Raw genomic sequence first — 24870 nt, forward strand, 5'->3', positions numbered from 1 at the left:
CCCGCTCTCTGCTCCGCCAGGAGGAAAGGCCTTGAAAGACCTACTGAATTTGCTGAAAAACCAGGGTCAAGTCGAAGAGTTCGACGCCATCCGTATCGGATTGGCATCGCCTGAGATGATCCGTTCGTGGTCCTTCGGTGAAGTTAAAAAGCCGGAAACCATCAACTACCGTACGTTCAAGCCTGAGCGTGACGGCCTGTTCTGCGCCAAGATCTTTGGCCCGGTAAAGGATTACGAGTGCCTGTGCGGTAAGTACAAGCGCTTGAAGCATCGTGGTGTGATCTGCGAGAAGTGCGGCGTTGAAGTTGCGCTGGCCAAGGTTCGTCGTGAGCGCATGGCGCACATCGAACTGGCATCGCCTGTCGCCCACATCTGGTTCCTGAAATCGCTGCCGTCCCGTATCGGTTTGCTGATGGACATGACCCTGCGTGATATCGAACGCGTTCTCTACTTCGAGAGCTATGTCGTTATCGATCCAGGCATGACCACCCTTGAAAAAGGTCAGCTGCTGAACGACGAGCAGTACTTCGAAGCGCTGGAAGAGTTCGGTGATGATTTCGACGCCCGCATGGGTGCCGAGGCTGTCCGTGAGCTGCTGCACGCTATCGATCTGGAGCACGAGATTGGCCGTCTGCGTGAAGAGATTCCGCAAACCAACTCCGAAACCAAAATCAAGAAGCTGTCCAAGCGTCTGAAGTTGATGGAAGCCTTCCAGGGTTCCGGCAACCTGCCAGAGTGGATGGTGCTGACCGTTCTGCCGGTTCTGCCGCCAGATCTGCGTCCACTGGTCCCGCTGGATGGCGGTCGTTTCGCGACTTCCGACCTCAACGATCTGTATCGTCGAGTGATCAACCGTAACAACCGCTTGAAGCGCCTGCTTGATCTGTCCGCTCCGGACATCATCGTGCGCAACGAAAAGCGTATGTTGCAGGAAGCCGTCGACGCCCTGCTCGACAACGGTCGTCGTGGCCGCGCTATCACTGGTTCCAACAAGCGTCCTCTGAAATCCCTGGCTGACATGATCAAGGGTAAGCAAGGTCGTTTCCGTCAGAACCTGCTCGGTAAGCGTGTTGACTACTCCGGTCGTTCGGTAATTACCGTAGGTCCGACCCTGCGTCTGCACCAGTGCGGTCTGCCGAAGAAAATGGCTCTCGAGCTGTTCAAACCGTTCATTTTCGGCAAGTTGGAAATGCGTGGCCTGGCCACCACCATCAAAGCCGCGAAGAAAATGGTTGAGCGCGAGCTGCCAGAGGTTTGGGACGTTCTTGCTGAAGTAATTCGCGAACACCCGGTACTCCTCAACCGTGCTCCGACCCTTCACCGTCTGGGTATCCAGGCGTTTGAGCCAGTACTGATCGAAGGTAAGGCGATCCAGCTGCACCCACTGGTCTGTGCTGCGTACAACGCCGACTTCGACGGCGACCAAATGGCCGTGCACGTACCGCTGACACTGGAAGCCCAGTTGGAAGCGCGTGCGTTGATGATGTCGACCAACAACATTTTGTCGCCAGCCAACGGTGAGCCAATCATCGTGCCGTCGCAGGACGTTGTATTGGGTCTGTACTACATGACTCGTGAAGCGATCAACGCCAAAGGCGAAGGTCGTGTGTTCGCGGATCTGCAAGAAGTTGACCGTGTATTCCGCGCCGGCGAAGCCGCGCTGCATGCCAAAGTCAAAGTTCGGATCAACGAAACCGTAAACGATCGTGACGGTGGCAGCGTGACCAACACCCGTATCGTCGACACCACTGTCGGCCGTGCGCTGTTGTTCCAGGTTGTGCCAAAAGGCCTGTCCTTCGACGTCGTCAACCTGCCGATGAAGAAAAAGGCGATCTCCAAACTGATCAACCAGTGCTATCGCGTGGTTGGTTTGAAAGAGACCGTGATCTTCGCTGACCAGTTGATGTACACCGGTTTTGCCTATTCGACCATTTCCGGCGTTTCCATTGGTGTTAACGACTTCGTTATCCCTGATGAAAAAGCGGCCATCATCGGTGCTGCTACCGACGAAGTGAAAGAGATCGAAAGTCAGTACGCCTCCGGCCTGGTAACCCAGGGCGAGAAGTACAACAAAGTGATCGACCTTTGGTCCAAGGCGAACGACGAAGTTTCCAAGGCGATGATGTCGAACCTCTCGAAAGAGAAGGTTATCGACCGTCACGGCGTCGAAGTCGACCAAGAGTCCTTCAACTCGATGTACATGATGGCCGACTCGGGCGCACGGGGTTCTGCCGCGCAGATCCGTCAGCTCGCCGGTATGCGTGGTCTGATGGCCAAGCCGGACGGTTCCATCATTGAAACGCCGATTACTGCGAACTTCCGTGAAGGTTTGAGCGTACTTCAGTACTTCATCTCTACTCACGGTGCTCGTAAAGGTCTGGCGGATACCGCGTTGAAAACTGCGAACTCCGGTTACCTGACTCGTCGTCTGGTAGACGTGGCGCAGGATCTGGTTGTTACCGAGATCGACTGCGGCACCGAACACGGTCTGGTGATGACTCCGCACATCGAAGGCGGCGACGTTGTAGAGCCGTTGGGTGAGCGCGTGTTGGGTCGTGTAATTGCTCGCGACGTATTCAAGCCAGGTACTGAGGACGTTATCGTTCCTGCCGGCACTCTGGTCGATGAGAAGTGGGTCGAGTTCATCGAGCTGAACAGCATCGACGAAGTAATCGTTCGTTCGCCGATCAGCTGCGAAACCCGCTACGGCATCTGCGCCAAGTGCTACGGCCGTGACTTGGCTCGTGGTCACCAGGTGAACATTGGTGAAGCTGTCGGCGTTATCGCTGCTCAGTCGATCGGTGAGCCAGGTACACAGCTGACGATGCGTACGTTCCACATTGGTGGTGCGGCGAGCCGGACCTCTGCTGCTGACAGCGTTCAGGTGAAGAATGGCGGTACTGTCCGTCTGCACAACCTGAAGCACGTTGAGCGGGTGGATGGTCACCTGGTGGCTGTGTCCCGTTCCGGTGAGCTGGCAATCGCGGATGACTTCGGTCGTGAGCGTGAGCGTTACAAGCTGCCGTACGGTGCTGTGATTTCGGTGAAAGAGGGTGACAAGGTCGACGCTGGCGCAATCGTGGCCAAGTGGGATCCGCACACTCACCCAATCGTTACCGAAATGAAAGGTACCGTGACCTACGTGGGCATGGAAGAAGGCATCACGATCAAGCGTCAGACTGACGAATTGACCGGTATGACCAACATTGAAGTACTCGACGCCAAAGACCGTCCAGCTGCCGGCAAAGACATCCGTCCTGCCGTGAAGATGGTAGGCATGGATGGCAAGGATCTGCTGTTGCCAGGTACCGACGTACCGGCTCAGTACTTCCTGCCAGCCAACGCCCTGGTCGGCGTTGCGGATGGTGCGCAGATCGCGATCGGTGATGTTATCGCTCGTATCCCGCAAGAAACTTCGAAAACCCGTGACATCACCGGTGGTCTGCCGCGTGTTGCCGACTTGTTCGAAGCTCGTCGTCCGAAAGAAGCCTCGATTCTGGCTGAAGTCAGCGGCACCATCGCGTTCGGTAAAGAGACCAAAGGCAAGCGCCGTCTGGTCATTACCCCGAACGACGGTAGCGATCCGTACGAAGAGCTGATTCCGAAGTGGCGTCACCTGAACGTCTTCGAAGGCGAACAGGTAAACCGCGGCGAAGTTATCTCCGACGGTCCGAGCGATCCACACGACATCCTGCGTCTGCTGGGTGTGAGTGCGCTGGCCAAGTACATCGTCAACGAGATCCAGGACGTTTATCGTCTGCAAGGCGTGAAGATCAACGATAAGCACATCGAGACCATCCTGCGTCAGATGCTGCGTAAAGTTGAAATCGCTGAATCTGGCGATTCCACTTTCATCAAGGGCGACCAGATGGAGCTGACTCACGTTTTGGTCGAGAACGAGCGTTTGAGCGCGGACGAGAAATTCGTTTCCAAGTTCACTCGAGTGTTGCTGGGTATCACCAAGGCGTCGTTGTCCACCGAATCGTTCATCTCGGCAGCCTCTTTCCAAGAGACTACCCGCGTACTGACCGAAGCGGCGGTAACCGGCAAGCGCGATTACCTGCGCGGCCTGAAAGAAAACGTGGTTGTGGGTCGTTTGATCCCGGCCGGTACCGGTTTGGCTTATCACAGCGAGCGTAAGCGTCGCCGTGAAGCTGACAAACCGTTGCGCGTTAGCGCCAGTGAAGTGGAAGCTGCACTGACCGAAGCGCTGAACTCGAGCGGTAACTGAGTTCTGCGATAAATAGGCGCCGGGCCCTGACAGCCCCGTTCAGCGGATCGATGCATTTGTCGAGGTTCGTTGAGCGGGGAGGTCGGGGCCTTGCCTTGACTGGGGACAAGATCCTCTTTAGACTCTTGTACCCCTAAATTTGGCGGGAATTCGTTCCTGCCATTTTTGCTTTTCTTGCAAGACAATAGCGTCGCAAGACAACAGTGGAGCTAGTAGATGGCAACTATCAACCAGCTGGTACGTCAGCCGCGTAAGCGTATCGTCGAGAAATCCGACGTGCCTGCGCTGCAGAACTGCCCGCAACGTCGTGGCGTGTGCACTCGCGTGTATACCACTACGCCGAAAAAACCTAACTCGGCACTGCGTAAAGTATGCCGTGTGCGTCTGACCAACGGTTTCGAGGTTTCCTCGTACATCGGCGGTGAAGGCCACAACCTGCAAGAGCACAGCGTGGTACTGATCCGCGGCGGTCGTGTAAAAGACTTGCCAGGTGTTCGTTATCACACCGTTCGCGGCTCTTTGGATACTTCCGGCGTTAAAGGTCGTAACCAAGGTCGTTCGAAGTACGGTACCAAGAAGCCTAAGTAGTAGCGGCTTTTTGTAAAAACTGAATTATCTATTTTTCTGAGTCGATAAGAGTAAGGTCGGAGGCGTCCCGAAAGGGCACCGATTCCGAGCGAACCTGAAGACCGTTTGAGGGCTTATCCATGCCAAGAAGACGCGTAGCAGCCAAGCGCGAAGTGCTTGACGATCCAAAATACGGAAGCCAAATCCTGGCCAAGTTCATGAACCACGTAATGGAAAGCGGCAAGAAAGCCGTTGCCGAGCGTATCGTTTATGGCGCGCTGGAGAAGGTTAAAGAACGCAAGAACAGCGACCCCCTGGAAATCTTCGAGAAAGCTCTCGACGCCATCGCTCCGCTGGTCGAAGTGAAGTCGCGCCGTGTAGGCGGTGCTACTTACCAGGTTCCGGTCGAAGTTCGTCCGTCCCGTCGTAACGCTCTGGCAATGCGCTGGTTGGTAGACTTCGCCCGTAAGCGTGGCGAGAAGTCTATGGCTCTGCGTTTGGCTGGCGAACTGTTGGACGCTGCTGAAGGTAAAGGTGCTGCAGTTAAGAAGCGTGAAGACGTGCACCGTATGGCTGAAGCTAACAAGGCTTTCTCGCACTACCGCTTCTAATTTTAGCGTCACTAATTTTGCGAGGGCTTTATGGCTCGTACTACTCCGATTAACCGCTACCGTAACATCGGTATCGTTGCTCACGTGGATGCTGGTAAAACCACCACCACCGAGCGCGTCCTTTTTTACACTGGCGTAAACCACAAGATGGGCGAGGTGCACGACGGCGCCGCGACCATGGACTGGATGGTGCAGGAGCAGGAGCGTGGTATTACTATCACCTCCGCTGCAACCACGGCCTTCTGGTCGGGTTCTGTCAAACAGTTCGACAAGTATCGCTTCAACATCATCGATACCCCGGGCCACGTTGACTTCACCATTGAAGTGGAGCGCTCGTTGCGCGTGCTCGATGGCGCGGTCGTTGTGTTCTGCGGTACTTCGGGTGTTGAGCCTCAGTCGGAAACCGTATGGCGTCAAGCCAACAAATACGGCGTCCCACGTCTTGTTTATGTAAACAAGATGGACCGTGCTGGTGCGAACTTCCTGCGCGTGATCGATCAGATCAAAAAGCGTCTGGGTCACACTCCGGTGCCAATCCAGTTGGCCATTGGTTCGGAAGACAACTTCCAGGGTCAGGTTGATCTGATCAATATGGAAGCGGTCTACTGGGATGATGCCGACAAGGGCATGGCTCCTCGTCGCGAGGCTATTCCGGCAGATATGCAGGAACTGGCTGAAGAGTGGCGCAGCAACATGGTTGAGGCTGCTGCCGAAGCCAGCGAAGAGCTGATGAACAAGTATCTCGAAGGTGAAGAACTCACCATCGAGGAAATCAAGGCTGCTCTGCGTCAGCGTACTATCGCTGGTGAGATCGTCTTGGCTGTTTGCGGTTCTTCCTTCAAGAACAAGGGTGTTCCCCTGGTTCTCGACGCCGTTATCGACTTCCTGCCGGCGCCAGTCGACATTCCTGCCATCAAGGGTACCGACCCGGATGACGAGACTGTTGAAATGGAGCGTCATGCGGACGACAGCGAGCCGTTCTCGGCTCTGGCGTTCAAGATCGCTACTGACCCATTCGTGGGTACTTTGACCTTTGCTCGCGTTTACTCGGGCGTGTTGAGTTCCGGCGACGGCGTGATCAACTCGGTTAAAGGCAAGAAAGAGCGCGTGGGTCGTATGGTGCAAATGCACGCAAACACCCGCGAAGAGATCAAGGAAGTACGCGCTGGCGACATCGCGGCCCTGATCGGCATGAAGGACGTTACCACTGGTGACACCCTCTGCTCCGCTGACAAGCCAATCATCCTGGTTCGCATGGACTTCCCGGAGCCGGTTATTTCGGTTGCCGTAGAGCCTAAGACCAAGGACGACCAGGAAAAAATGGGTATCGCTCTGGGCAAACTTGCTCAGGAAGACCCGTCTTTCCGCGTCAAGACTGATGAAGAGACTGGTCAAACGATCATCTCCGGCATGGGCGAGTTGCACCTGGACATCCTGGTTGACCGGATGCGCCGTGAGTTCAACGTCGAAGCCAACATCGGTAAGCCGCAGGTTTCCTATCGTGAGCGCATCACGAAGAACTGCGAAATCGAAGGCAAGTTCGTTCGTCAGTCCGGTGGTCGTGGTCAGTTCGGCCATTGCTGGATTCGTTTTGCTCCTGCTGATGAAGGTCAGGAAGGTCTGCAATTCGTGAACGAAGTGGTGGGTGGTGTGGTTCCTAAGGAATACATCCCGGCTATCCAGAAGGGTATCGAAGAGCAGATGAAGAACGGCGTTGTTGCCGGTTATCCGCTGATCGGCCTGAAGGCTACCGTTTTTGATGGTTCTTACCACGACGTCGACTCCAACGAGATGGCGTTCAAGGTGGCTGCTTCCATGGCAACCAAGCAACTGGCTACCAAAGGTGGTGGTGAGCTGCTTGAACCGATCATGGCTGTAGAGGTTGTTACACCTGAGGACTATATGGGTGACGTGATGGGTGACCTGAACCGTCGTCGCGGCATGATCTTGGGTATGGAAGACACGGTTTCCGGCAAAGTGATTCGTGCCGAGGTTCCGCTGGGTGAGATGTTCGGTTATGCGACCGACGTCCGTTCCATGTCTCAGGGTCGCGCAAGCTACTCTATGGAATTCAAAAAATATGATACGGCTCCGGCGCATGTCGCAGAAGCTGTCACTAAAAAACAAGGCTGATTCAGCCCTTTAGGCAAGGAGTTAATTGTCGTGGCTAAAGAAAAATTTGATCGTTCCCTACCGCACGTCAACGTTGGCACCATCGGTCACGTTGACCATGGTAAAACCACTCTGACTGCTGCTCTGACTCGCGTCTGCTCCGAAGTTTTCGGTTCGGCTCGTGTTGACTTCGACAAGATCGACAGCGCACCAGAAGAGAAAGCTCGCGGTATCACCATCAACACCGCTCACGTTGAGTACAACTCGAAGATTCGTCACTACGCTCACGTTGACTGCCCAGGTCACGCTGACTATGTGAAGAACATGATCACCGGTGCTGCCCAGATGGACGGCGCGATCCTGGTTTGCTCGGCTGCTGATGGTCCGATGCCGCAAACTCGTGAGCACATCCTGTTGTCCCGTCAGGTAGGTGTTCCGTACATCGTGGTCTTCCTGAACAAGGCTGACCTGGTAGACGACGCTGAGCTGCTGGAACTGGTTGAGATGGAAGTGCGCGATCTGTTGAGCACTTACGACTTCCCAGGCGACGACACTCCAATCATCATCGGCTCTGCCCGTATGGCTCTGGAAGGTCTGGACGATAACGAAATGGGCACCACTGCCGTTCGTAAGCTGGTTGAGACTCTGGACTCCTACATTCCTGAGCCTGAGCGTGCTATCGACAAGCCATTCCTGATGCCAATCGAAGACGTATTCTCGATCTCGGGTCGTGGTACTGTTGTGACTGGTCGTATCGAGCGCGGTATCGTTCGCGTTCAAGACGCTCTGGAAATCGTTGGTCTGCGTGACACCACCACCACCACCTGCACTGGTGTTGAAATGTTCCGCAAGCTGCTCGACGAAGGTCGTGCTGGCGAGAACTGCGGTGTTCTGCTGCGTGGCACCAAGCGTGACGACGTTGAGCGTGGTCAGGTTCTGGTCAAGCCAGGTTCGGTTAAGCCGCACACCAAGTTCACCGCAGAAGTTTATGTTCTGAGCAAAGAAGAAGGCGGTCGTCACACTCCGTTCTTCAAAGGCTACCGTCCACAGTTCTACTTCCGGACCACTGACGTGACCGGTAACTGCGAGCTGCCGGAAGGCGTTGAAATGGTAATGCCAGGCGATAACATTCAAATGACTGTTACCCTGATCAAGACCATTGCAATGGAAGATGGCCTGCGTTTCGCTATCCGTGAAGGCGGTCGTACCGTCGGCGCTGGCGTCGTAGCTAAAATCATCGAGTAATATCGATGAGTTGAAAAAAGCCCCCGCCTAGCGGGGGCTTTTTTATTGGGTTGACACTATGTTGGCCCGTCTATAGAATTGCGCCTCCTTTTAACGGGCGTATTGCGCTCGGTGGGAATAGCAGCCTGGAGTCTGAAATCCAATGCAAAATCAGCAAATCCGTATCAGGTTGAAGGCTTTTGACCATCGCCTGATCGACCAATCCACCCAGGAAATCGTGGAAACCGCGAAACGTACTGGTGCTCAAGTGCGTGGTCCAATTCCACTGCCTACCCGTAAAGAGCGGTTCACCGTTCTGGTCTCCCCGCACGTCAACAAAGACGCGCGCGACCAGTACGAGATCCGTACTCATAAGCGCGTACTGGATATCGTCCAGCCAACGGATAAAACCGTTGATGCACTTATGAAGCTTGATCTTGCGGCCGGTGTGGAAGTGCAGATCAGCCTCGGCTAAGACTCGGTCTTAGTCGTGTAACGCTCTGAAATGGGCGGCCATAGCGGGTGAAAGCCCCGTACACTCATGAGGTTTACAACATGACTATTGGTGTAGTCGGTCGTAAATGCGGTATGACCCGTATTTTCACCGAAGAAGGTGTCTCCATTCCGGTCACGGTCATTGAGATCGAGCCGAATCGCGTCACCCAGTTCAAAACTGAAGAAACCGATGGCTATCGTGCAGTGCAAGTCACTGTCGGCGAGCGTCGTGCTTCGCGTGTGACTGCTGCTCAAGCAGGTCACTTCGCTAAAGCAAACGTTGCAGCTGGTCGTACCGTAATGGAATTCCGTCTTGAAGAAGGCGAGTACCAGGCCGGCGATCTGATCAACGCTGAAATCTTCGCTGCTGGTCAACTGGTTGATGTAACCGGTCAGTCCAAAGGTAAAGGCTTCCAGGGTACGATCAAGCGTTGGAATTTCCGTGGCCAAGACAACACTCACGGTAACTCCGTTTCCCACCGCGTCCCGGGCTCTATTGGCCAGTGCCAGACTCCTGGTCGTGTATTCAAGGGCAAGAAAATGTCCGGTCATATGGGCGCTGAGCGCGTGACCGTGCAGTCCCTCGAAGTAGTGCGCGTCGACGCTGAACGCAATCTGTTGTTGGTCAAGGGTGCTGTTCCTGGCGCTACTGGCGGCAACCTGGTTGTACGTCCAGCGGCCAAGGCTCGCGGTTAAGGGGAAGCTGACATGCAATTAAATGTAAATGACGCTCAAGCGATCGAAGTTTCCGAACTGACATTTGGCGGCGATTTCAACGAGACGCTGGTTCACCAAGCAGTCGTGGCCTATATGGCTGGCGGCCGTCAAGGTAGCAAGCAGCAAAAGACCCGTTCCGACGTTTCTGGTGGCGGCAAGCGCCCTTGGCGTCAGAAAGGTACTGGCCGTGCTCGTGCCGGTACTATTCGTAGCCCAATCTGGCGTGGCGGTGGTACCACTTTCGCAGCTCGTCCACAGGATCACTCCCAGAAGCTCAACAAGAAGATGTATCGCGCTGCTCTGCGCTCCATCCTTGCTGAACTGGTGCGTACTGATCGTCTGGTCGTGGTTCAGGACTTCGCTGTTGAAGCGCCGAAAACCAAAGATCTGCTGAGCAAACTGAATGGCATGGGTCTGACTGATGTCCTGATCGTGTCTGAAGTTGTTGATCAGAACCTGTACCTGGCTGCTCGTAACCTGCCACACGTTGATGTACGTGACGTGCAAGGTTCCGATCCAGTTAGTCTGATCGCATACGACAAGGTGTTGATCACCGTGTCGGCCGTGAAGAAATTCGAGGAGCTGCTGGGATGAACCAGGAACGCGTATTTAAAGTTCTGCTTGGCCCGCACGTTTCCGAGAAGGCTACGGTTCTGGCAGACAAGAAAGGCCAGTTCGTTTTCAAGGTTGCTACTGATGCAACCAAGCTGGAAATCAAGAAGGCCGTCGAAAGCCTGTTCAGCGTGAAAGTAGAGCGTGTTACTACCCTGAACGTTCTGGGTAAGAGCAAGCGCACTGCTCGCGGTCTGGGCAAGCGTAATGACTGGAAGAAGGCAGTTATCTCCCTTCAGCCAGGCCAAGATCTCGATTTCAGCAGCAGTGCTGAGTAAGGAAGGGGTGCATCATGGCAATCGTTAAATGCAAACCGACTTCCCCTGGCCGCCGTTTTGTGGTCAAGGTGGTCAACCAGGAGCTGCATAAAGGCGCTCCTCACGCACCGCTGCTCGAGAAGAAATCGAAGTCTGGTGGTCGTAACAACAATGGCCGTATTACCACTCGTCACATTGGTGGTGGTCATAAGCAGCATTATCGTCTGGTCGACTTCCGTCGCAACGACAAAGATGGCATCGCTGCCACTGTCGAGCGTATCGAATACGATCCAAACCGTACTGCTCACATCGCTCTGCTGCTGTACGCAGATGGCGAGCGTCGCTACATCATCGCCCCTAAAGGCGTGAGCGCTGGCGACCAGCTGATCGCAGGTGCTTTGGCGCCGATCAAGCCGGGCAACGCTCTGCAACTGCGTAACATTCCAGTTGGTAGCACCGTACACGGCATCGAATTGAAGCCGGGTAAAGGCGCGCAAATCGCTCGTTCCGCTGGTGCTTCGGCTCAGCTGATCGCTCGTGAAGGTGTCTACGTGACCCTGCGTCTGCGCTCTGGTGAAATGCGTAAAGTATTGGCTGAATGCCGTGCAACGCTTGGCGAAGTCTCGAACTCCGAGCACAGCCTGCGTTCGCTGGGTAAAGCTGGTGCCAAACGCTGGCGTGGCGTTCGCCCAACCGTTCGTGGTGTTGCCATGAACCCGGTTGACCACCCACATGGTGGTGGTGAAGGTCGTACCTCTGGTGGTCGTCATCCGGTATCGCCATGGGGCTTCCCGACTAAGGGCGCGAAGACTCGTGGTAATAAGCGTACCGACAAAATGATCGTCCGTCGTCGCAAGTAAATAGAGGGATACGACAGTGCCACGTTCTCTGAAAAAAGGTCCTTTTATTGATCTTCACCTACTGAAGAAGATCGAAGTGGCGGCGGAAAAGAACGATCGCAAACCAGTTAAGACCTGGTCGCGCCGTTCCATGATCCTGCCACAAATGGTCGGTTTGACCATTGCTGTGCATAACGGTCGTCAGCATGTTCCAGTTCTCGTGAACGAAGACATGGTCGGCCACAAACTAGGCGAGTTTGCCGGTACCCGCACATATCGTGGGCACGTGGCAGACAAGAAAGCCAAGCGTTAAGGGGTAAGGAACGATGGAAGTAGCCGCTAAGTTGTCGGGCGCTCGAATCTCCGCCCAGAAAGCCCGCTTGGTCGCCGACCAGATCCGCGGGAAGAAGGTGGGCGAAGCGCTCAACCTGTTGGCTTTCAGCAGTAAGAAAGCCGCCGAGATCATCAAGAAAGTGCTGGAGTCGGCCGTAGCCAACGCCGAGCATAACGAAGGCGCAGACGTTGACGACCTTAAAGTCGCCACCGTTTTCGTCAACGAAGGGCGTTCGCTGAAGCGCATCATGCCGCGTGCCAAAGGCCGTGCTGATCGCATCGTCAAGCGGTCTTGCCATATCACTGTCAAGGTTGCTGACAAGTAACGGAGTCGAAGAGATGGGTCAGAAAGTACATCCCATTGGCATTCGCCTGGGAATCGTCAAGGAGCACACCTCTGTCTGGTACGCAGACGGTCGGACTTATGCGGACTATTTGTTCGCTGATCTGAAGGTGCGTGAATATCTCCAAGACAAACTAAAAAGCGCGTCCGTAAGCCGTATCGATATCCATCGTCCGGCTCAAACTGCACGTATCACCATCCACACCGCTCGTCCAGGTATCGTTATCGGGAAGAAAGGTGAAGATGTTGAGAAACTGCGTCAGGACCTGACCAAGCAAATGGGTGTGCCTGTGCACATCAATATCGAAGAGATCCGCAAGCCGGAACTCGACGGTATGCTGGTTGCGCAGAGCGTAGCTCAGCAGCTGGAGCGTCGCGTAATGTTCCGTCGCGCTATGAAGCGCGCAGTACAGAACGCCATGCGCATTGGTGCCAAAGGCATCAAAATCCAAGTGAGCGGTCGTCTCGGCGGTGCTGAAATCGCACGTACTGAATGGTATCGCGAAGGTCGTGTGCCACTGCACACCCTGCGTGCCGACATCGACTATGCCAACTACGAAGCTCACACCACTTATGGTGTGATCGGTGTAAAGGTTTGGATCTTCAAAGGCGAAGTAATTGGTGGTCGCCAAGAAGAGCTGAAACCACAAGCACCAGCGCCTCGTAAAAAAGCTGCTAAGTAAGGGGTACGCCAAATGTTGCAACCAAAGCGTACGAAGTTCCGCAAGCAGATGACAGGCCACAACCGTGGCTTGGCTCAGCGCGGTAGCAAAGTCAGCTTCGGCGAATATGCGCTGAAGTCTGTTGCTCGTGGTCGTCTCACCGCTCGTCAGATCGAGTCAGCGCGTCGTGCTCTGACCCGTCACGTAAAACGTGGCGGCAAGATCTGGATCCGTGTATTCCCGGACAAGCCTGTTACCAAAAAGCCACTCGAAGTTCGGATGGGTAAAGGTAAGGGTAACGTGGAATATTGGGTTGCCCAGATTCAGCCAGGCAAAGTCCTGTATGAAATCGAGGGTGTTACTGAAGAGCTGGCGCGTGAGGCTTTCGCCCTGGCTGCTGCAAAGCTGCCGCTCGCCACCTCCTTTGTTAAACGGACGGTGATGTGATGAAAGCGAATGAACTTCGTGAAAAATCAGCACAGCAGCTGAACGAGCAACTGCTCGGCCTGCTGCGCGACCAGTTCAATCTGCGTATGCAGAAAGCAACTGGCCAGTTGGGGCAGTCTCACCTGCTCTCGCAAGTTAAGCGTGACATCGCTCGCGTGAAGACTGTGCTCAACCAGCAGGCAGGTAAGTAATCATGGCTGAAGCCGAAAAAACCGTCCGTACGCTGACTGGCCGTGTTGTCAGCGACAAGATGGACAAGACCATCACCGTTCTGATCGAGCGTCGCGTTAAGCACCCGATCTACGGTAAATACGTTAAGCGTTCGACTAAGCTGCACGCGCACGACGAAACCAATCAGTGCCACATCGGCGACAAAGTCACTATTCGTGAAACTCGTCCGCTGGCCAAGACCAAGTCTTGGGCATTGGTTGAAGTTCTCGAACGCGCTGTGGAAGTCTAAGGACTAGGGGTCGGAGAAATTATATGATTCAGACTCAATCCATGCTCGATGTGGCCGATAACAGCGGCGCTCGCCGCGTTATGTGCATCAAGGTGCTGGGTGGCTCCCATCGTCGTTACGCTGGTATCGGTGACATCATCAAAGTTACCGTGAAGGAAGCAATTCCTCGCGGTAAGGTGAAAAAAGGCCAAGTGATGACTGCTGTTGTAGTCCGCACTCGCCATGGTGTCCGTCGTGCTGACGGCTCCATCATCCGCTTTGATGGCAACGCTGCTGTTCTGTTGAACAACAAGCAAGAGCCGATCGGCACCCGTATCTTTGGGCCAGTGACCCGTGAACTTCGTACCGAGAAGTTCATGAAGATCGTCTCGCTCGCCCCAGAAGTGCTGTAAGGAGATCCGACATGCAAAAGATTCGTCGTGACGACGAGATCATCGTGATCGCCGGCAAAGACAAAGGTAAGCGCGGTAAGGTGCTTAAGGTTCTCGCTGACGACCGTCTGGTTGTTGGTGGTCTGAACCTGGTTAAGCGTCATACCAAGCCTAACCCGATGTCGGGCGTACAAGGCGGTATCGTCGAGAAAGAAGCGCCACTGCACGCTTCCAACGTCGCCATTTTCAACGGCGAAACCAACAAGGCTGACCGCGTTGGTTTCAAAGTAGAAGACGGCAAGAAAATTCGTGTCTTCAAGTCGACCCAAAAAGCGGTTGATGCTTGAACACTGCTAGGTAGAAGACCATGGCACGACTAAAAGAGATTTACCGGAAGGAAATCGCACCGAAACTTAAGGAAGAACTTAAGCTTTCGAACGTGATGGAAGTTCCGCGCGTTACCAAAATCACCCTGAACATGGGTCTGGGCGAAGCGATCGGCGACAAAAAAGTCATCGAGCACGCTGTTGCTGACCTGGAAAAGATCACCGGTCAAAAAGTCGTTGTGACTTACGCTCGGAAATCCATCGCTGGCTTTAAAGTCCGTGAAGGTTGGCCGATCGGCGTCAAAGTGACTCTGCGCCGTGAGCGTATGTACGAGTTCCTGGATCGTCTGCTGTCGATCTCCCTGCCTCGGGTTCGCGACTTCCGCGGCCTGAATGCCAAGTCCTTCGATGGTCGTGGTAACTACAGCATGGGCGTTAAAGAGCAGATCATCTTCCCGGAAATCGACTACGACAAGATCGATGCTCTCCGCGGTCTGGACATTACCCTGACCACCACTGCCAAGAACGATGATGAAGGTCGCGCTCTGCTGCGCGCTTTCAAATTCCCGTTCCGCAACTGATTGGAGTAGGAAAATGGCCAAGATGAGCATGAAAAACCGCGAGCTGAAGCGTCAGCTCACGGTTGCCAAGTACGCCAAAAAGCGTGCAGCGCTTAAAGCTATCATCGTTGATCTGAACGCAAGTCCAGAAGCGCGTTGGGAAGCTACCGTAGCTCTGCAGAAGCAGCCACGTGACGCAAGCGCTTCGCGCATGCGTAACCGCTGCCGCCTGACCGGTCGTCCGCACGGCGTTTACCGCAAGTTCGGCCTCGGCCGTAACAAGTTGCGTGAAGCAGCAATGCGTGGCGACGTACCGGGTCTGGTTAAAGCCAGCTGGTAAGTACTGTCAAAGTCTCGATGTTCGGGATCGCAAGATCCTGACCGTCGGTGGCCTTGAATCTGAATCAAGCCCCTTTTGGGGCTTGATTCATTTCTGGGGTGTGTCTAGAATGACCGGCTCGCCTGAGCCCGTGCCTTTTGTGTGCGGAGTTTTTCGGCGAAGGTTGTAGCCGCAAGGCTTATTTTTTTTGTATCAGGAGCGTCTAGCCCATGAGTATGCAGGACCCGTTAGCGGACATGCTAACTCGAATCCGTAATGCCCAGATGGCTGAAAAGTCCGTCGTAAGCATGCCATCTTCCACGTTGAAGGTAGCTGTAGCAAAAGTCCTGAAGGACGAAGGTTACATCGCGGGTTATCAGATCAGCAGCGAAATCAAACCACTGCTGTCCATCGAGCTGAAGTACTTCGAAGGCCGTCCGGTCATCGAGGAAGTGAAGCGCGTTAGCCGTCCAGGCCTGCGTCAGTACAAGTCCGTCGAGGATCTGCCAAAAGTTCGTGGCGGTCTCGGTGTGTCTATCGTCTCCACCAACAAAGGTGTGATGACGGATCGTGCTGCGCGCGCTGCCGGTGTCGGCGGCGAAGTTCTTTGCACTGTGTTCTAAGGGGGGATAAGCATGTCTCGCGTCGCTAAGAACCCCGTTAAGCTGCCAGCTGGTGTCGAAGTAAAATTCGCAGGCCAACAGCTTTCGGTGAAGGGTGCCAAGGGTACTCTCGAACTGAACATCCATTCGTCCGTTGAGATCGTTGAAGAAGCCGGTGAGCTGCGTTTTGCTGCTCGCAATGGCGATCAACAGACTCGCGCAATGGCCGGTACCACTCGTGCGTTGGTAAACAACATGGTCCAGGGCGTAAGCCAAGGCTTCGAGCGCAAGCTCCAGCTGGTCGGTGTTGGTTACAAAGCGCAAGCAAAAGGCACAGTGCTGAACCTGGCTCTCGGCTTCTCGCACCCAGTGGATTACGAACTGCCGGAAGGCATCACCGCTGAGACTCCTAGCCAGACCGATATCCTGATCCGGGGTATCGATAAGCAGCTGGTAGGTCAAGTGGCCGCCGAGATCCGCGACTTCCGTCCACCAGAGCCTTACAAAGGTAAAGGTGTGCGCTACGCGGACGAAGTCGTCCGTCGTAAAGAAGCCAAGAAGAAGTAGGGCATAGCAAATGACCGACAAAAAAGTTACTCGACTGCGTCGCGCTCGCAAAGCACGCCTGAAAATGCACGAACTCGAAGTCGTGCGTCTCTGCGTGTTCCGCTCTTCGCAGCACATCTACGCCCAGGTCATTTCGGCCGACGGCAACAAAGTCCTGGCAAGCGCCTCGACTTTGGACAAAGAACTGCGTGATGGTGCCACTGGCAACATCGACGCGGCCACTAAGGTTGGCCAGCTGGTCGCTACGCGTGCTAAAGCCGCCGGCGTCTCGCAGGTGGCTTTCGACCGCTCTGGCTTCAAGTACCACGGCCGCGTCAAGGCGCTGGCTGATGCTGCTCGTGAAGCTGGGCTGGAGTTCTAAGTTATGTCAAATAACGACCAAAAGCGCGACGAAGGCTACATCGAGAAGCTGGTTCAAGTTAACCGCGTAGCCAAAACCGTTAAAGGCGGCCGTATCTTCACTTTCACCGCGTTGACCGTGGTTGGTGATGGTAAAGGTCGCGTTGGCTTCGGCCGTGGCAAGTCACGTGAAGTGCCTGCTGCGATCCAGAAAGCAATGGAAGCTGCTCGTCGCAACATGATTCAAGTGGACCTTAACGGCACCACTTTGCAGTACGCAATGAAATCCGCCCATGGCGCTTCCAAGGTGTACATGCAGCCTGCTTCTGAAGGTACCGGTATCATCGCTGGCGGCGCTATGCGTGCTGTCCTCGAGGTTGCTGGCGTTCAGAACGTTCTGGCCAAGTGCTACGGCTCGACTAACCCGGTAAACGTGGTTCACGCCACTTTCAAGGGTTTGAAAGCAATGCAGTCTCCTGAGTCCATTGCCGCCAAGCGTGGCAAAAGCGTCAAGGAGATCTTCTGATCATGGCTACCGTTAAAGTAACGCTGATCAAAAGCATGACCGGCCGTATCCCTAACCACAAATTGTGCGTTAAGGGTCTGGGTCTGCGTCGCATCGGTCACACTGTAGAAGTACTTGATACTCCCGAGAATCGCGGGATGATCAACAAGGCTTACTACATGCTGCGAGTCGAGGGTTAATCGATGAAACTCAATGATCTGAGTCCTGCGCCGGGTTCCCGTCGCGAGAAGCATCGTCCGGGCCGTGGTATCGGTAGTGGTTTGGGTAAGACTGGTGGCCGTGGTCACAAAGGTCAGTCCTCCCGCTCCGGTGGCACCATTGCTCCAGGCTTTGAAGGCGGTCAACAGCCGCTGCATCGTCGTCTGCCGAAGTTCGGTTTCGTTTCCCTGAAGGCCATGGATCGCGCAGAAGTGCGTCTGTCCGAACTGGCTAAAGTGGAAGGCGATATCGTCACCGTGCAGTCCCTGAAGGATGCCAACGTGATTAACCAAAACGTACAGCGTGTGAAAATCATGCTGTCCGGTGAAGTTACTCGCGCAGTCACCATCAAGGGTATCGCCGCCACCAAAGGTGCGCGTGCGGCTATCGAAGCAGCTGGCGGCAAGTTCGAGGAATAAATGGCTAAGCAAGGTGCTCTCTCAGCGCTCAGCAAAGGCGGGTTATCCGAGCTCTGGGCTCGACTGCGTTTTCTATTCCTGGCGATTATCGTCTACCGGATAGGCGCACACATCCCAGTTCCAGGTATCAACCCGGACCGGCTGGCGGACCTGTTTCGACAGAATGAGGGGACCATTCTTAGCTTGTTCAACATGTTTTCCGGCGGCGCGCTGGAACGGATGAGCATCTTTGCACTGGGGATCATGCCGTACATTTCGGCATCGATCATCATGCAATTGATGACCGCCGTCAGCCCGCAGCTGGAGCAGTTGAAGAAGGAAGGTGAGGCTGGTCGTCGTAAGATCAGTCAATACACCCGCTATGGCACCGTCGCCCTTGCTCTTGTTCAGGCTATCGGCATGTCCGTTGGGCTGGCGGGGCAGGGCGTTGCGTTCACTGGTGACTTTGGCTTCCATTTCGTCGCGGTATCCACGTTTGTGGCTGGTGCGATGTTCATGATGTGGCTGGGTGAGCAGATTACTGAGCGTGGTGTTGGTAACGGTATCTCGATGTTGATTTTTTCGGGTATCGTCGCCGGTCTTCCGAGAGCGATCGGGCAGTCTTTCGAGTCTGCGCGTCAGGGTGATATCAATATCTTCGCCCTGGTTGCCATCGGTTTGCTGGCAGTAGCGATTATCGGTTTCGTGGTGTTCATTGAGCGTGGTCAGCGGCGTATCGCCGTTCATTACGCCAAGCGTCAGCAGGGCCGTAAGGTGTTTGCTGCGCAGACTAGCCACTTGCCGCTGAAAGTGAATATGGCCGGTGTTATTCCTGCTATTTTCGCGAGCAGCATTTTGCTGTTCCCGGCTTCGTTGGGTGCCTGGTTCGGTCAGTCTGAAGGTATGGGCTGGTTGCAGGACATCTCGCAGTCGATCGCTCCTGGTCAGCCGTTGAATATTCTGCTGTTTAGTGCAGGGATTATTTTCTTCTGCTTCTTCTATACGGCGTTGATGTTCAATCCGAAAGACGTAGCGGAAAACCTGAAGAAGTCCGGTGCCTTTATTCCGGGTATCCGTCCAGGTGAGCAGTCTGCACGCTATATTGATGGCGTTCTGACCCGCTTGACCATGTTCGGTGCTCTATATATGACGGCCGTGTGCCTGTTGCCCCAGTTCCTGGTGGTTGCAGCAAACGTTCCGTTCTACCTTGGCGGGACCTCGTTGCTGATCGTGGTCGTGGTTGTTATGGACTTTATGTCCCAAGTACAATCGCACCTCGTTTCGCACCAGTACGAATCCCTGATGAAGAAAGCCAACCTGAAGGGTTACGGCAGCGGCATGTTGCGCTGAGTACCCATAAGGTTCGAGGAGTTGGTGATGAAAGTTCGTGCATCGGTGAAAAAGCTGTGCCGTAACTGCAAAATTATTCGCCGCGAAGGTGTTGTTCGAGTAATTTGCAGCGCGGAACCGCGTCACAAACAGCGCCAAGGCTGAGTGTGATCCGCTTGAAGCCCAGCAGCTAGTGCGCTGCTGGGTTGATTATTTGTTATTACAGCGATATTATCTCGCGCCCTATTTCTTGGCTTCCGGGGCGTAGGTAGCTGTCAATTGGAGTCCCACTGAATGGCCCGTATTGCAGGCGTTAACATTCCAGATAACAAGCACACTGTTATCTCGCTGACCTACATCTATGGTGTTGGTCGCACTACTGCACAGAAAATTTGTGCAGTGACTGGGGTCAACCCAGCCGCAAAGATCAAGGATCTGAGCGACGAGCAGATTGAACAGCTGCGTGGCGAAGTGGCGAAGTTCACCACTGAAGGTGACCTGCGTCGCGAAATCAACATGAAAATCAAGCGTTTGATGGACCTCGGTTGCTATCGCGGTCTGCGTCATCGTCGTGGTCTTCCAGTACGCGGTCAGCGTACCAAGACTAACGCGCGTACCCGTAAAGGTCCGCGTAAGCCGATCCGCAAGTAATCGCCCCAGCGAATCGACAGGAATTTAATCATGGCAAAACCTGCTGCTCGTCCTCGTAAAAAAGTCAAAAAGACAGTGGTTGATGGCATCGCCCACATCCACGCGTCTTTTAACAACACCATCGTGACCATCACCGACCGTCAAGGTAATGCGCTTTCTTGGGCTACCTCCGGTGGTTCGGGTTTCCGCGGTTCTCGCAAGTCCACTCCGTTCGCTGCTCAAGTAGCTGCTGAACGTGCTGGTCAAGCTGCGCTGGAATATGGCCTGAAAAACCTCGACGTTAACGTCAAAGGTCCAGGTCCAGGTCGTGAGTCCGCTGTCCGTGCATTGAACGGCTGTGGCTATAAGATCGCCAGCATCACCGACGTGACGCCAATCCCGCACAACGGGTGCCGTCCGCCGAAGAAGCGCCGCGTGTAATCCAGGAGATTGTAAAGAATGGCTCGTTACATTGGTCCAAAATGCAAACTCGCTCGTCGCGAAGGCACCGATCTCTTCCTGAAGAGCGGCGTGCGCGCGATCGAATCGAAGTGCAACATTGAAGCAGCACCTGGTATCCACGGCCAACGCCGCGGTCGCCAGTCCGATTACGGCACCCAACTGCGTGAAAAGCAGAAGGTCCGTCGTATTTATGGCGTTCTCGAGCGTCAGTTCAGCGGTTACTACAAAGAAGCTGCCGGCAAGAAAGGCGCTACTGGTGAGAACCTGTTGCAACTGCTCGAATGCCGTCTGGACAACGTTGTATACCGTATGGGTTTTGGCTCTACTCGTGCCGAATCCCGTCAGCTGGTATCGCACAAATCCGTCAGCGTTAACGGTCAGACCGTAAACGTGCCGTCTTACCAGGTTCGTGCTGGTGACGTGGTCGCGATTCGCGAGAAAGCAAAGAACCAACTTCGCATTGTCCAAGCTCTCGATCTGTGTGCCCAACGTGGCCGCGTAGAATGGGTAGAAGTAGACACTGAGAAGAAGTCGGGCGTTTTCAAGAACGTTCCTGCTCGCAGTGATCTGTCCGCCGACATCAACGAAAGCCTGATTGTCGAGCTCTACTCCAAGTAAGGGCTAGAAAATAGGTGCATCCATGCAGATTTCGGTAAATGAGTTCCTGACACCCCGCCATATTGATGTGCAGGTTGTCAGTCCAACCCGCGCCAAGATCACTCTCGAGCCTCTCGAGCGTGGTTTCGGCCACACCCTGGGCAACGCGCTGCGCCGCATCCTGTTGTCCTCAATGCCCGGCTGTGCAGTAGTCGAGGCCGAGATTGACGGTGTGCTCCACGAGTACAGCGCCATCGAAGGTGTACAGGAAGACGTAATTGAAATCCTGTTGAACCTTAAAGGTCTGGCTATCAAGCTGCATGGCCGTGACGAAGTTACGCTGACCTTGTCGAAGAAGGGTTCGGGGGTGGTTACCGCTGCCGATATTCAGCTGGATCATGATGTCGAGATCGTTAATCCCGATCACGTAATCGCTAACCTGGCGTCTAACGGCGCCCTGAACATGAAGCTCACTGTAGCTCGTGGTCGTGGTTATGAACCGGCCGACTCGCGTCAGAGCGATGAAGACGAAAGCCGCAGCATCGGTCGCTTGCAGCTTGACTCTTCGTTCAGCCCGGTTCGCCGTATCGCATACGTGGTGGAAAACGCCCGTGTCGAGCAGCGTACTAACCTGGACAAGCTGGTTATTGATCTGGAAACCAACGGTACTCTGGATCCTGAAGAGGCTATCCGTCGTGCTGCAACCATTCTGCAACAGCAGTTGGCTGCGTTCGTCGACCTCAAAGGTGACAGTGAGCCAGTGGTAATCGAGCAGGAAGACGAGATCGATCCGATCCTGCTTCGCCCGGTTGACGATCTGGAACTGACTGTACGTTCGGCTAACTGCCTTAAGGCGGAAAACATTTACTACATCGGCGACCTGATTCAGCGTACCGAAGTAGAACTGTTGAAGACTCCGAACCTGGGCAAGAAATCCTTGACTGAAATCAAGGACGTTCTGGCCTCCCGCGGTCTGTCCCTCGGCATGCGCCTCGACAACTGGCCGCCTGCAAGTCTTAAGAAGGACGACAAGGCGACTGCCTGATCGTCGTAATCACCGAACGTGAGTTTGGTAAGGAATGAACCATGCGTCATCGTAAAAGTGGTCGTCACCTGAGCCGTACCAGCTCGCACCGCAAGGCCATGTTTCAAAACATGGCGGTGTCGCTGTTCGAGCACGAGCTGATCAAAACTACACTGCCGAAAGCCAAAGAACTGCGTCGCGTTGCTGAGCCGCTGATCACTTTGGCCAAGACAGACAGCCTGGCTAACCGCCGTCTGGCCTTCGACCGTACTCGTTCGAAAGCCATCGTTGGTAAGCTCTTCAACGACCTGGGCAAGCGTTACGCTACCCGTGAGGGTGGCTACCTGCGCATCCTCAAGTGCGGTTTCCGCGCTGGCGACAACGCGCCTATGGCGTACGTCGAGTTGGTTGATCGTGCTGTCGGCGGTGAAGCTGTATCCGCTGAGTAAGACGTCAGACTGAACAAAGAACCGGGCCTAGTGCCCGGTTTTTTGTGTTCGCCATATTAGTAAATTTCTATCGATAGCAATGACTTAATGAATTTGATGGTGTCATCTCGACGGTCAATACTCCCGCTCAGCCGATTAGCCGGCAGTTCAAAGACTGACAGAGGAAGTTTGAGCATGAGCCAGAAAAAAACGCTTACTACCGCCAGTGGTGCCCCTGTAGCTGATAACCAGAATTCTCGTTCCGCCGGCCCACGTGGCCCGCTGCTGCTCGACGACTTTCACCTGATCGAGAAGCTTGCCCACTTCAACCGTGAAAACATCCCCGAGCGCCGTGTCCACGCCAAAGGTTCGGGTGCTTACGGTACATTCACCGTTTCCCGTGATATCACCCAATACACGAGTGCCAAGCTGTTCGAGTTCGTCGGCAAGCAAACCCCAACCTTCTTACGCTTCTCTACTGTAGGTGGTGAGCGCGGCTCGGCTGATACCGAGCGTGATCCACGTGGCTTCGCTTTGAAGTTCTATACCGAAGAAGGCAACTGGGACATTGTTGGCAACAACACTCCAGTGTTCTTTATCCGTGATCCACTGAAATTCCCGGACTTTATCCACACCCAAAAACGCCTGCCGCAAAGCAACCTGAAGAGCGCGCAGATGATGTGGGACTTCTGGTCGCATTCGCCTGAAGCGTTGCATCAGATCACCATCCTGTTCTCGGATCGCGGGATCCCTGACGGCTATCGCCACATGCACGGCTTTGGTAGTCACACCTACAGCCTGATCAATGCCAAGGGCGAGCGGCACTGGGTGAAATGGCATTACAAAACCAGGCAGGGAATCAAGAATCTGGATCCGGCGGAAGCCGCACGGCTGGCCGGTACTGATCCAGACTATGCCCAGCGTGACCTGTTTGGGGCAATCGAGCGTGGTGACTTCCCGAAATGGCGCGTGTGCATTCAGATCATGACCGAGGCCCAAGCCGCGGTGCACTACGAGAACCCGTTTGATGTGACCAAGACCTGGTCGCAGAAGGAGTTCCCGCTGATCGAAGTGGGTGAACTTGAGCTCAACCGTAATCCGCAGAATTACTTCGCTGAAGTCGAGCAGGCGGCTTTTGCTCCAAGCAACATGGTGCCAGGTGTTGGGCTGTCGCCAGATCGCATGCTGCAAGGCCGCGTGTTCGCCTATGCCGATGCGCACCGCTATCGTATTGGCACCAATCACCAGCATTTGCCGGTGAATGCGCCGAAGAGTCCGGTCAACAGCTACCAGCGTGATGGCTCCATGGCGTTTGGCAGCAACGCAGGTGCTACTCCGAACTACGAGCCGAACAGCTACGCTGACGCACCGAAACAAGCGCCGCAGTACGCAGAGCCAGCGCTGGCTTTGAGTGGTGCCGCAGATCGGTACGATCATCGCGAAGATACCGACTATTACAGTCACGCCGGTGCGCTGTTCCGCTTGATGAACGATGAGCAGAAGGCGCTGCTGATCAACAACATCGCGGGGACCATGAGCGGAGTTTCGGCCGATGTCGTTCAGCGTCAACTGCAGCACTTCTCCAAGGCCGATGCCGCTTACGGGGAAGGTATCGCCAAGGCGTTGGGTGTACAGCTTAACTAAGTCTAAGTGATAAACGAAACCGCCCTCATTTGGGTGGTTTTCGTTTCAGTTCGCCGTTTTTTCTCGACAATTTCGTACCTTTCAGGCTTTTTTGAAGTGACCTGTAAGTCAGCTTGGTTCAAACTACAAACTTTCAAGCAGGGAGATGCAGAGCGATGCAAGGCCACCCGGATGTAATTGATTACCTCAACACGTTGCTGACGGGCGAACTGGCGGCACGTGATCAATATTTCATCCATTCGCGGATGTATGAGGACTGGGGCTTCAGCGAGCTCTACGAGCGCATCAATCACGAGATGGAAGAAGAAGCGCAACACGCTGACGCCTTGATGCGTCGGATCCTGATGCTTGAGGGTACGCCGCGTATGCGTCCGGATGACCTGGACACCGGTACCACGGTGCCTGAGATGCTCGCCAGTGACCTGCGCCTGGAATACAAGGTCCGTGCCGCACTCTGCAAGGGCATTGAGCTTTGTGAGTTGCACAAGGACTATGTCAGCCGCGAGATCCTGCGTGTCCAGTTGGCCGACACCGAAGAAGATCACACCTATTGGCTTGAGAAGCAGCTGGGTCTGATCAAATTGGTCGGCCTGGAGAACTATCTGCAATCGCAGTTCTGAATCCCGCCGGTGCTTTGCTC

The 24870-nt window shown here is 54.7% G+C and carries 35 protein-coding genes; all 35 read left to right on the forward strand.

Features of this window, described 5'->3' with window-relative positions; genetic code table 11:
- Positions 1-31 precede the first annotated feature (31 nt).
- The 35 genes from rpoC to bfr all read left to right on the forward strand — a co-directional run bounded on the left by rpoC (position 32) and on the right by bfr (position 24850).
- On the forward strand, positions 32-4231 hold the full coding sequence (gene rpoC / locus AC07UI_RS24695; protein WP_494994967.1) for a DNA-directed RNA polymerase subunit beta': 4200 nt from the start codon (positions 32-34) through the stop codon (positions 4229-4231).
- A 216-nt stretch (positions 4232-4447) separates the two neighbouring features.
- The gene (gene rpsL, locus AC07UI_RS24700; RefSeq protein ID WP_002555494.1) at positions 4448-4819 is read left to right on the forward strand and encodes a 30S ribosomal protein S12; all 372 of its coding nucleotides are present in this window, start codon (positions 4448-4450) and stop codon (positions 4817-4819) included.
- 119 nt (positions 4820-4938) lie between these two features.
- Positions 4939-5409, forward strand: a complete 471-nt coding sequence (rpsG, locus tag AC07UI_RS24705; protein ID WP_002555493.1) for a 30S ribosomal protein S7 — start codon at positions 4939-4941, stop codon at positions 5407-5409.
- Between the two features lie 30 nt (positions 5410-5439).
- Positions 5440-7542: an elongation factor G gene (gene fusA, locus AC07UI_RS24710; RefSeq protein ID WP_494994968.1), complete on the forward strand. Its 2103-nt coding sequence runs from the start codon at positions 5440-5442 to the stop codon at positions 7540-7542.
- Between the two features lie 30 nt (positions 7543-7572).
- A complete protein-coding gene (gene tuf, locus AC07UI_RS24715; RefSeq protein ID WP_494994969.1) occupies positions 7573-8766 on the forward strand; it encodes an elongation factor Tu in 1194 nt (397 codons plus the stop codon).
- Between the two features lie 142 nt (positions 8767-8908).
- Positions 8909-9220, forward strand: a complete 312-nt coding sequence (gene rpsJ, locus AC07UI_RS24720; RefSeq protein WP_003186070.1) for a 30S ribosomal protein S10 — start codon at positions 8909-8911, stop codon at positions 9218-9220.
- A gap of 80 nt (positions 9221-9300) precedes the next feature.
- Positions 9301-9936 (forward strand): 50S ribosomal protein L3, encoded by a 636-nt coding sequence (gene rplC, locus AC07UI_RS24725; RefSeq protein WP_003186059.1) that lies wholly within the window; start codon positions 9301-9303, stop codon positions 9934-9936.
- 12 nt (positions 9937-9948) lie between these two features.
- Positions 9949-10551 (forward strand): 50S ribosomal protein L4, encoded by a 603-nt coding sequence (rplD, locus tag AC07UI_RS24730; RefSeq protein WP_494994970.1) that lies wholly within the window; start codon positions 9949-9951, stop codon positions 10549-10551.
- Positions 10548-10847 carry a 50S ribosomal protein L23 gene (gene rplW / locus AC07UI_RS24735; protein ID WP_002555488.1) on the forward strand — a complete coding sequence of 100 codons (300 nt, stop codon included), beginning with the start codon at positions 10548-10550 and terminating at the stop codon, positions 10845-10847. The genes rplD and rplW overlap by 4 nt, the downstream gene beginning before the upstream one ends.
- A 14-nt stretch (positions 10848-10861) precedes the next feature.
- On the forward strand, positions 10862-11686 hold the full coding sequence (gene rplB, locus AC07UI_RS24740) for a 50S ribosomal protein L2 (protein WP_003186055.1): 825 nt from the start codon (positions 10862-10864) through the stop codon (positions 11684-11686).
- A gap of 16 nt (positions 11687-11702) precedes the next feature.
- Positions 11703-11978, forward strand: a complete 276-nt coding sequence (gene rpsS, locus AC07UI_RS24745) for a 30S ribosomal protein S19 (protein WP_002555486.1) — start codon at positions 11703-11705, stop codon at positions 11976-11978.
- A gap of 13 nt (positions 11979-11991) precedes the next feature.
- A complete protein-coding gene (gene rplV, locus AC07UI_RS24750; protein ID WP_419116571.1) occupies positions 11992-12324 on the forward strand; it encodes a 50S ribosomal protein L22 in 333 nt (110 codons plus the stop codon).
- A gap of 13 nt (positions 12325-12337) precedes the next feature.
- Positions 12338-13024: a 30S ribosomal protein S3 gene (rpsC, locus tag AC07UI_RS24755; RefSeq protein ID WP_003176422.1), complete on the forward strand. Its 687-nt coding sequence runs from the start codon at positions 12338-12340 to the stop codon at positions 13022-13024.
- A gap of 12 nt (positions 13025-13036) precedes the next feature.
- Positions 13037-13450: a 50S ribosomal protein L16 gene (gene rplP / locus AC07UI_RS24760; protein ID WP_095080428.1), complete on the forward strand. Its 414-nt coding sequence runs from the start codon at positions 13037-13039 to the stop codon at positions 13448-13450.
- Positions 13450-13641 carry a 50S ribosomal protein L29 gene (rpmC, locus tag AC07UI_RS24765; protein ID WP_002555481.1) on the forward strand — a complete coding sequence of 64 codons (192 nt, stop codon included), beginning with the start codon at positions 13450-13452 and terminating at the stop codon, positions 13639-13641. Before rplP ends, rpmC begins: the two co-directional genes overlap by 1 nt.
- Before the next feature lie 2 nt (positions 13642-13643).
- Positions 13644-13910, forward strand: a complete 267-nt coding sequence (gene rpsQ, locus AC07UI_RS24770) for a 30S ribosomal protein S17 (RefSeq protein WP_096514759.1) — start codon at positions 13644-13646, stop codon at positions 13908-13910.
- A 23-nt stretch (positions 13911-13933) separates the two neighbouring features.
- On the forward strand, positions 13934-14302 hold the full coding sequence (gene rplN, locus AC07UI_RS24775; RefSeq protein WP_002555479.1) for a 50S ribosomal protein L14: 369 nt from the start codon (positions 13934-13936) through the stop codon (positions 14300-14302).
- Between the two features lie 11 nt (positions 14303-14313).
- On the forward strand, positions 14314-14628 hold the full coding sequence (rplX, locus tag AC07UI_RS24780) for a 50S ribosomal protein L24 (protein ID WP_007896770.1): 315 nt from the start codon (positions 14314-14316) through the stop codon (positions 14626-14628).
- A gap of 20 nt (positions 14629-14648) precedes the next feature.
- The gene (gene rplE / locus AC07UI_RS24785; RefSeq protein ID WP_003210069.1) at positions 14649-15188 is read left to right on the forward strand and encodes a 50S ribosomal protein L5; all 540 of its coding nucleotides are present in this window, start codon (positions 14649-14651) and stop codon (positions 15186-15188) included.
- Positions 15189-15201: 13 nt separating this feature from the next.
- Positions 15202-15507, forward strand: coding sequence for a 30S ribosomal protein S14 (gene rpsN / locus AC07UI_RS24790; RefSeq protein ID WP_003176414.1), 306 nt, complete (start codon positions 15202-15204; stop codon positions 15505-15507).
- Positions 15508-15716: 209 nt separating this feature from the next.
- Positions 15717-16109, forward strand: coding sequence for a 30S ribosomal protein S8 (gene rpsH, locus AC07UI_RS24795; protein WP_017848802.1), 393 nt, complete (start codon positions 15717-15719; stop codon positions 16107-16109).
- A 12-nt stretch (positions 16110-16121) separates the two neighbouring features.
- Positions 16122-16655 carry a 50S ribosomal protein L6 gene (gene rplF, locus AC07UI_RS24800; RefSeq protein WP_007896774.1) on the forward strand — a complete coding sequence of 178 codons (534 nt, stop codon included), beginning with the start codon at positions 16122-16124 and terminating at the stop codon, positions 16653-16655.
- Between the two features lie 10 nt (positions 16656-16665).
- Positions 16666-17016, forward strand: coding sequence for a 50S ribosomal protein L18 (gene rplR / locus AC07UI_RS24805; protein WP_003186037.1), 351 nt, complete (start codon positions 16666-16668; stop codon positions 17014-17016).
- Positions 17017-17019: 3 nt separating this feature from the next.
- A complete protein-coding gene (gene rpsE / locus AC07UI_RS24810; RefSeq protein ID WP_003186035.1) occupies positions 17020-17520 on the forward strand; it encodes a 30S ribosomal protein S5 in 501 nt (166 codons plus the stop codon).
- A gap of 2 nt (positions 17521-17522) precedes the next feature.
- On the forward strand, positions 17523-17699 hold the full coding sequence (gene rpmD / locus AC07UI_RS24815; RefSeq protein WP_003186033.1) for a 50S ribosomal protein L30: 177 nt from the start codon (positions 17523-17525) through the stop codon (positions 17697-17699).
- Positions 17700-17702: 3 nt separating this feature from the next.
- Positions 17703-18137 carry a 50S ribosomal protein L15 gene (gene rplO, locus AC07UI_RS24820; protein ID WP_002555470.1) on the forward strand — a complete coding sequence of 145 codons (435 nt, stop codon included), beginning with the start codon at positions 17703-17705 and terminating at the stop codon, positions 18135-18137.
- Complete coding sequence (secY, locus tag AC07UI_RS24825) at positions 18138-19466, forward strand: preprotein translocase subunit SecY (protein ID WP_494994971.1); 1329 nt, start codon at positions 18138-18140, stop codon at positions 19464-19466.
- Between the two features lie 27 nt (positions 19467-19493).
- A complete protein-coding gene (gene rpmJ, locus AC07UI_RS24830) occupies positions 19494-19610 on the forward strand; it encodes a 50S ribosomal protein L36 (protein WP_002555468.1) in 117 nt (38 codons plus the stop codon).
- 129 nt (positions 19611-19739) lie between these two features.
- On the forward strand, positions 19740-20096 hold the full coding sequence (gene rpsM / locus AC07UI_RS24835) for a 30S ribosomal protein S13 (RefSeq protein ID WP_003186020.1): 357 nt from the start codon (positions 19740-19742) through the stop codon (positions 20094-20096).
- 30 nt (positions 20097-20126) lie between these two features.
- Entirely contained in the window at positions 20127-20516 is a 390-nt protein-coding gene (rpsK, locus tag AC07UI_RS24840) for a 30S ribosomal protein S11 (protein WP_002555466.1), read from the forward strand.
- 18 nt (positions 20517-20534) lie between these two features.
- Complete coding sequence (rpsD, locus tag AC07UI_RS24845; RefSeq protein ID WP_003210056.1) at positions 20535-21155, forward strand: 30S ribosomal protein S4; 621 nt, start codon at positions 20535-20537, stop codon at positions 21153-21155.
- 22 nt (positions 21156-21177) lie between these two features.
- Positions 21178-22179, forward strand: a complete 1002-nt coding sequence (locus AC07UI_RS24850; protein WP_003176403.1) for a DNA-directed RNA polymerase subunit alpha — start codon at positions 21178-21180, stop codon at positions 22177-22179.
- 41 nt (positions 22180-22220) lie between these two features.
- Positions 22221-22607 carry a 50S ribosomal protein L17 gene (rplQ, locus tag AC07UI_RS24855; RefSeq protein WP_007924175.1) on the forward strand — a complete coding sequence of 129 codons (387 nt, stop codon included), beginning with the start codon at positions 22221-22223 and terminating at the stop codon, positions 22605-22607.
- Between the two features lie 174 nt (positions 22608-22781).
- Positions 22782-24230 carry a catalase gene (locus AC07UI_RS24860; RefSeq protein ID WP_494994972.1) on the forward strand — a complete coding sequence of 483 codons (1449 nt, stop codon included), beginning with the start codon at positions 22782-22784 and terminating at the stop codon, positions 24228-24230.
- A 155-nt stretch (positions 24231-24385) separates the two neighbouring features.
- Positions 24386-24850 carry a bacterioferritin gene (bfr, locus tag AC07UI_RS24865; protein ID WP_494994973.1) on the forward strand — a complete coding sequence of 155 codons (465 nt, stop codon included), beginning with the start codon at positions 24386-24388 and terminating at the stop codon, positions 24848-24850.
- Positions 24851-24870 lie beyond the last annotated feature (20 nt).

The sequence above is a fragment of the Pseudomonas sp. GW821-FHT04C07 genome (genome assembly GCF_059420325.1).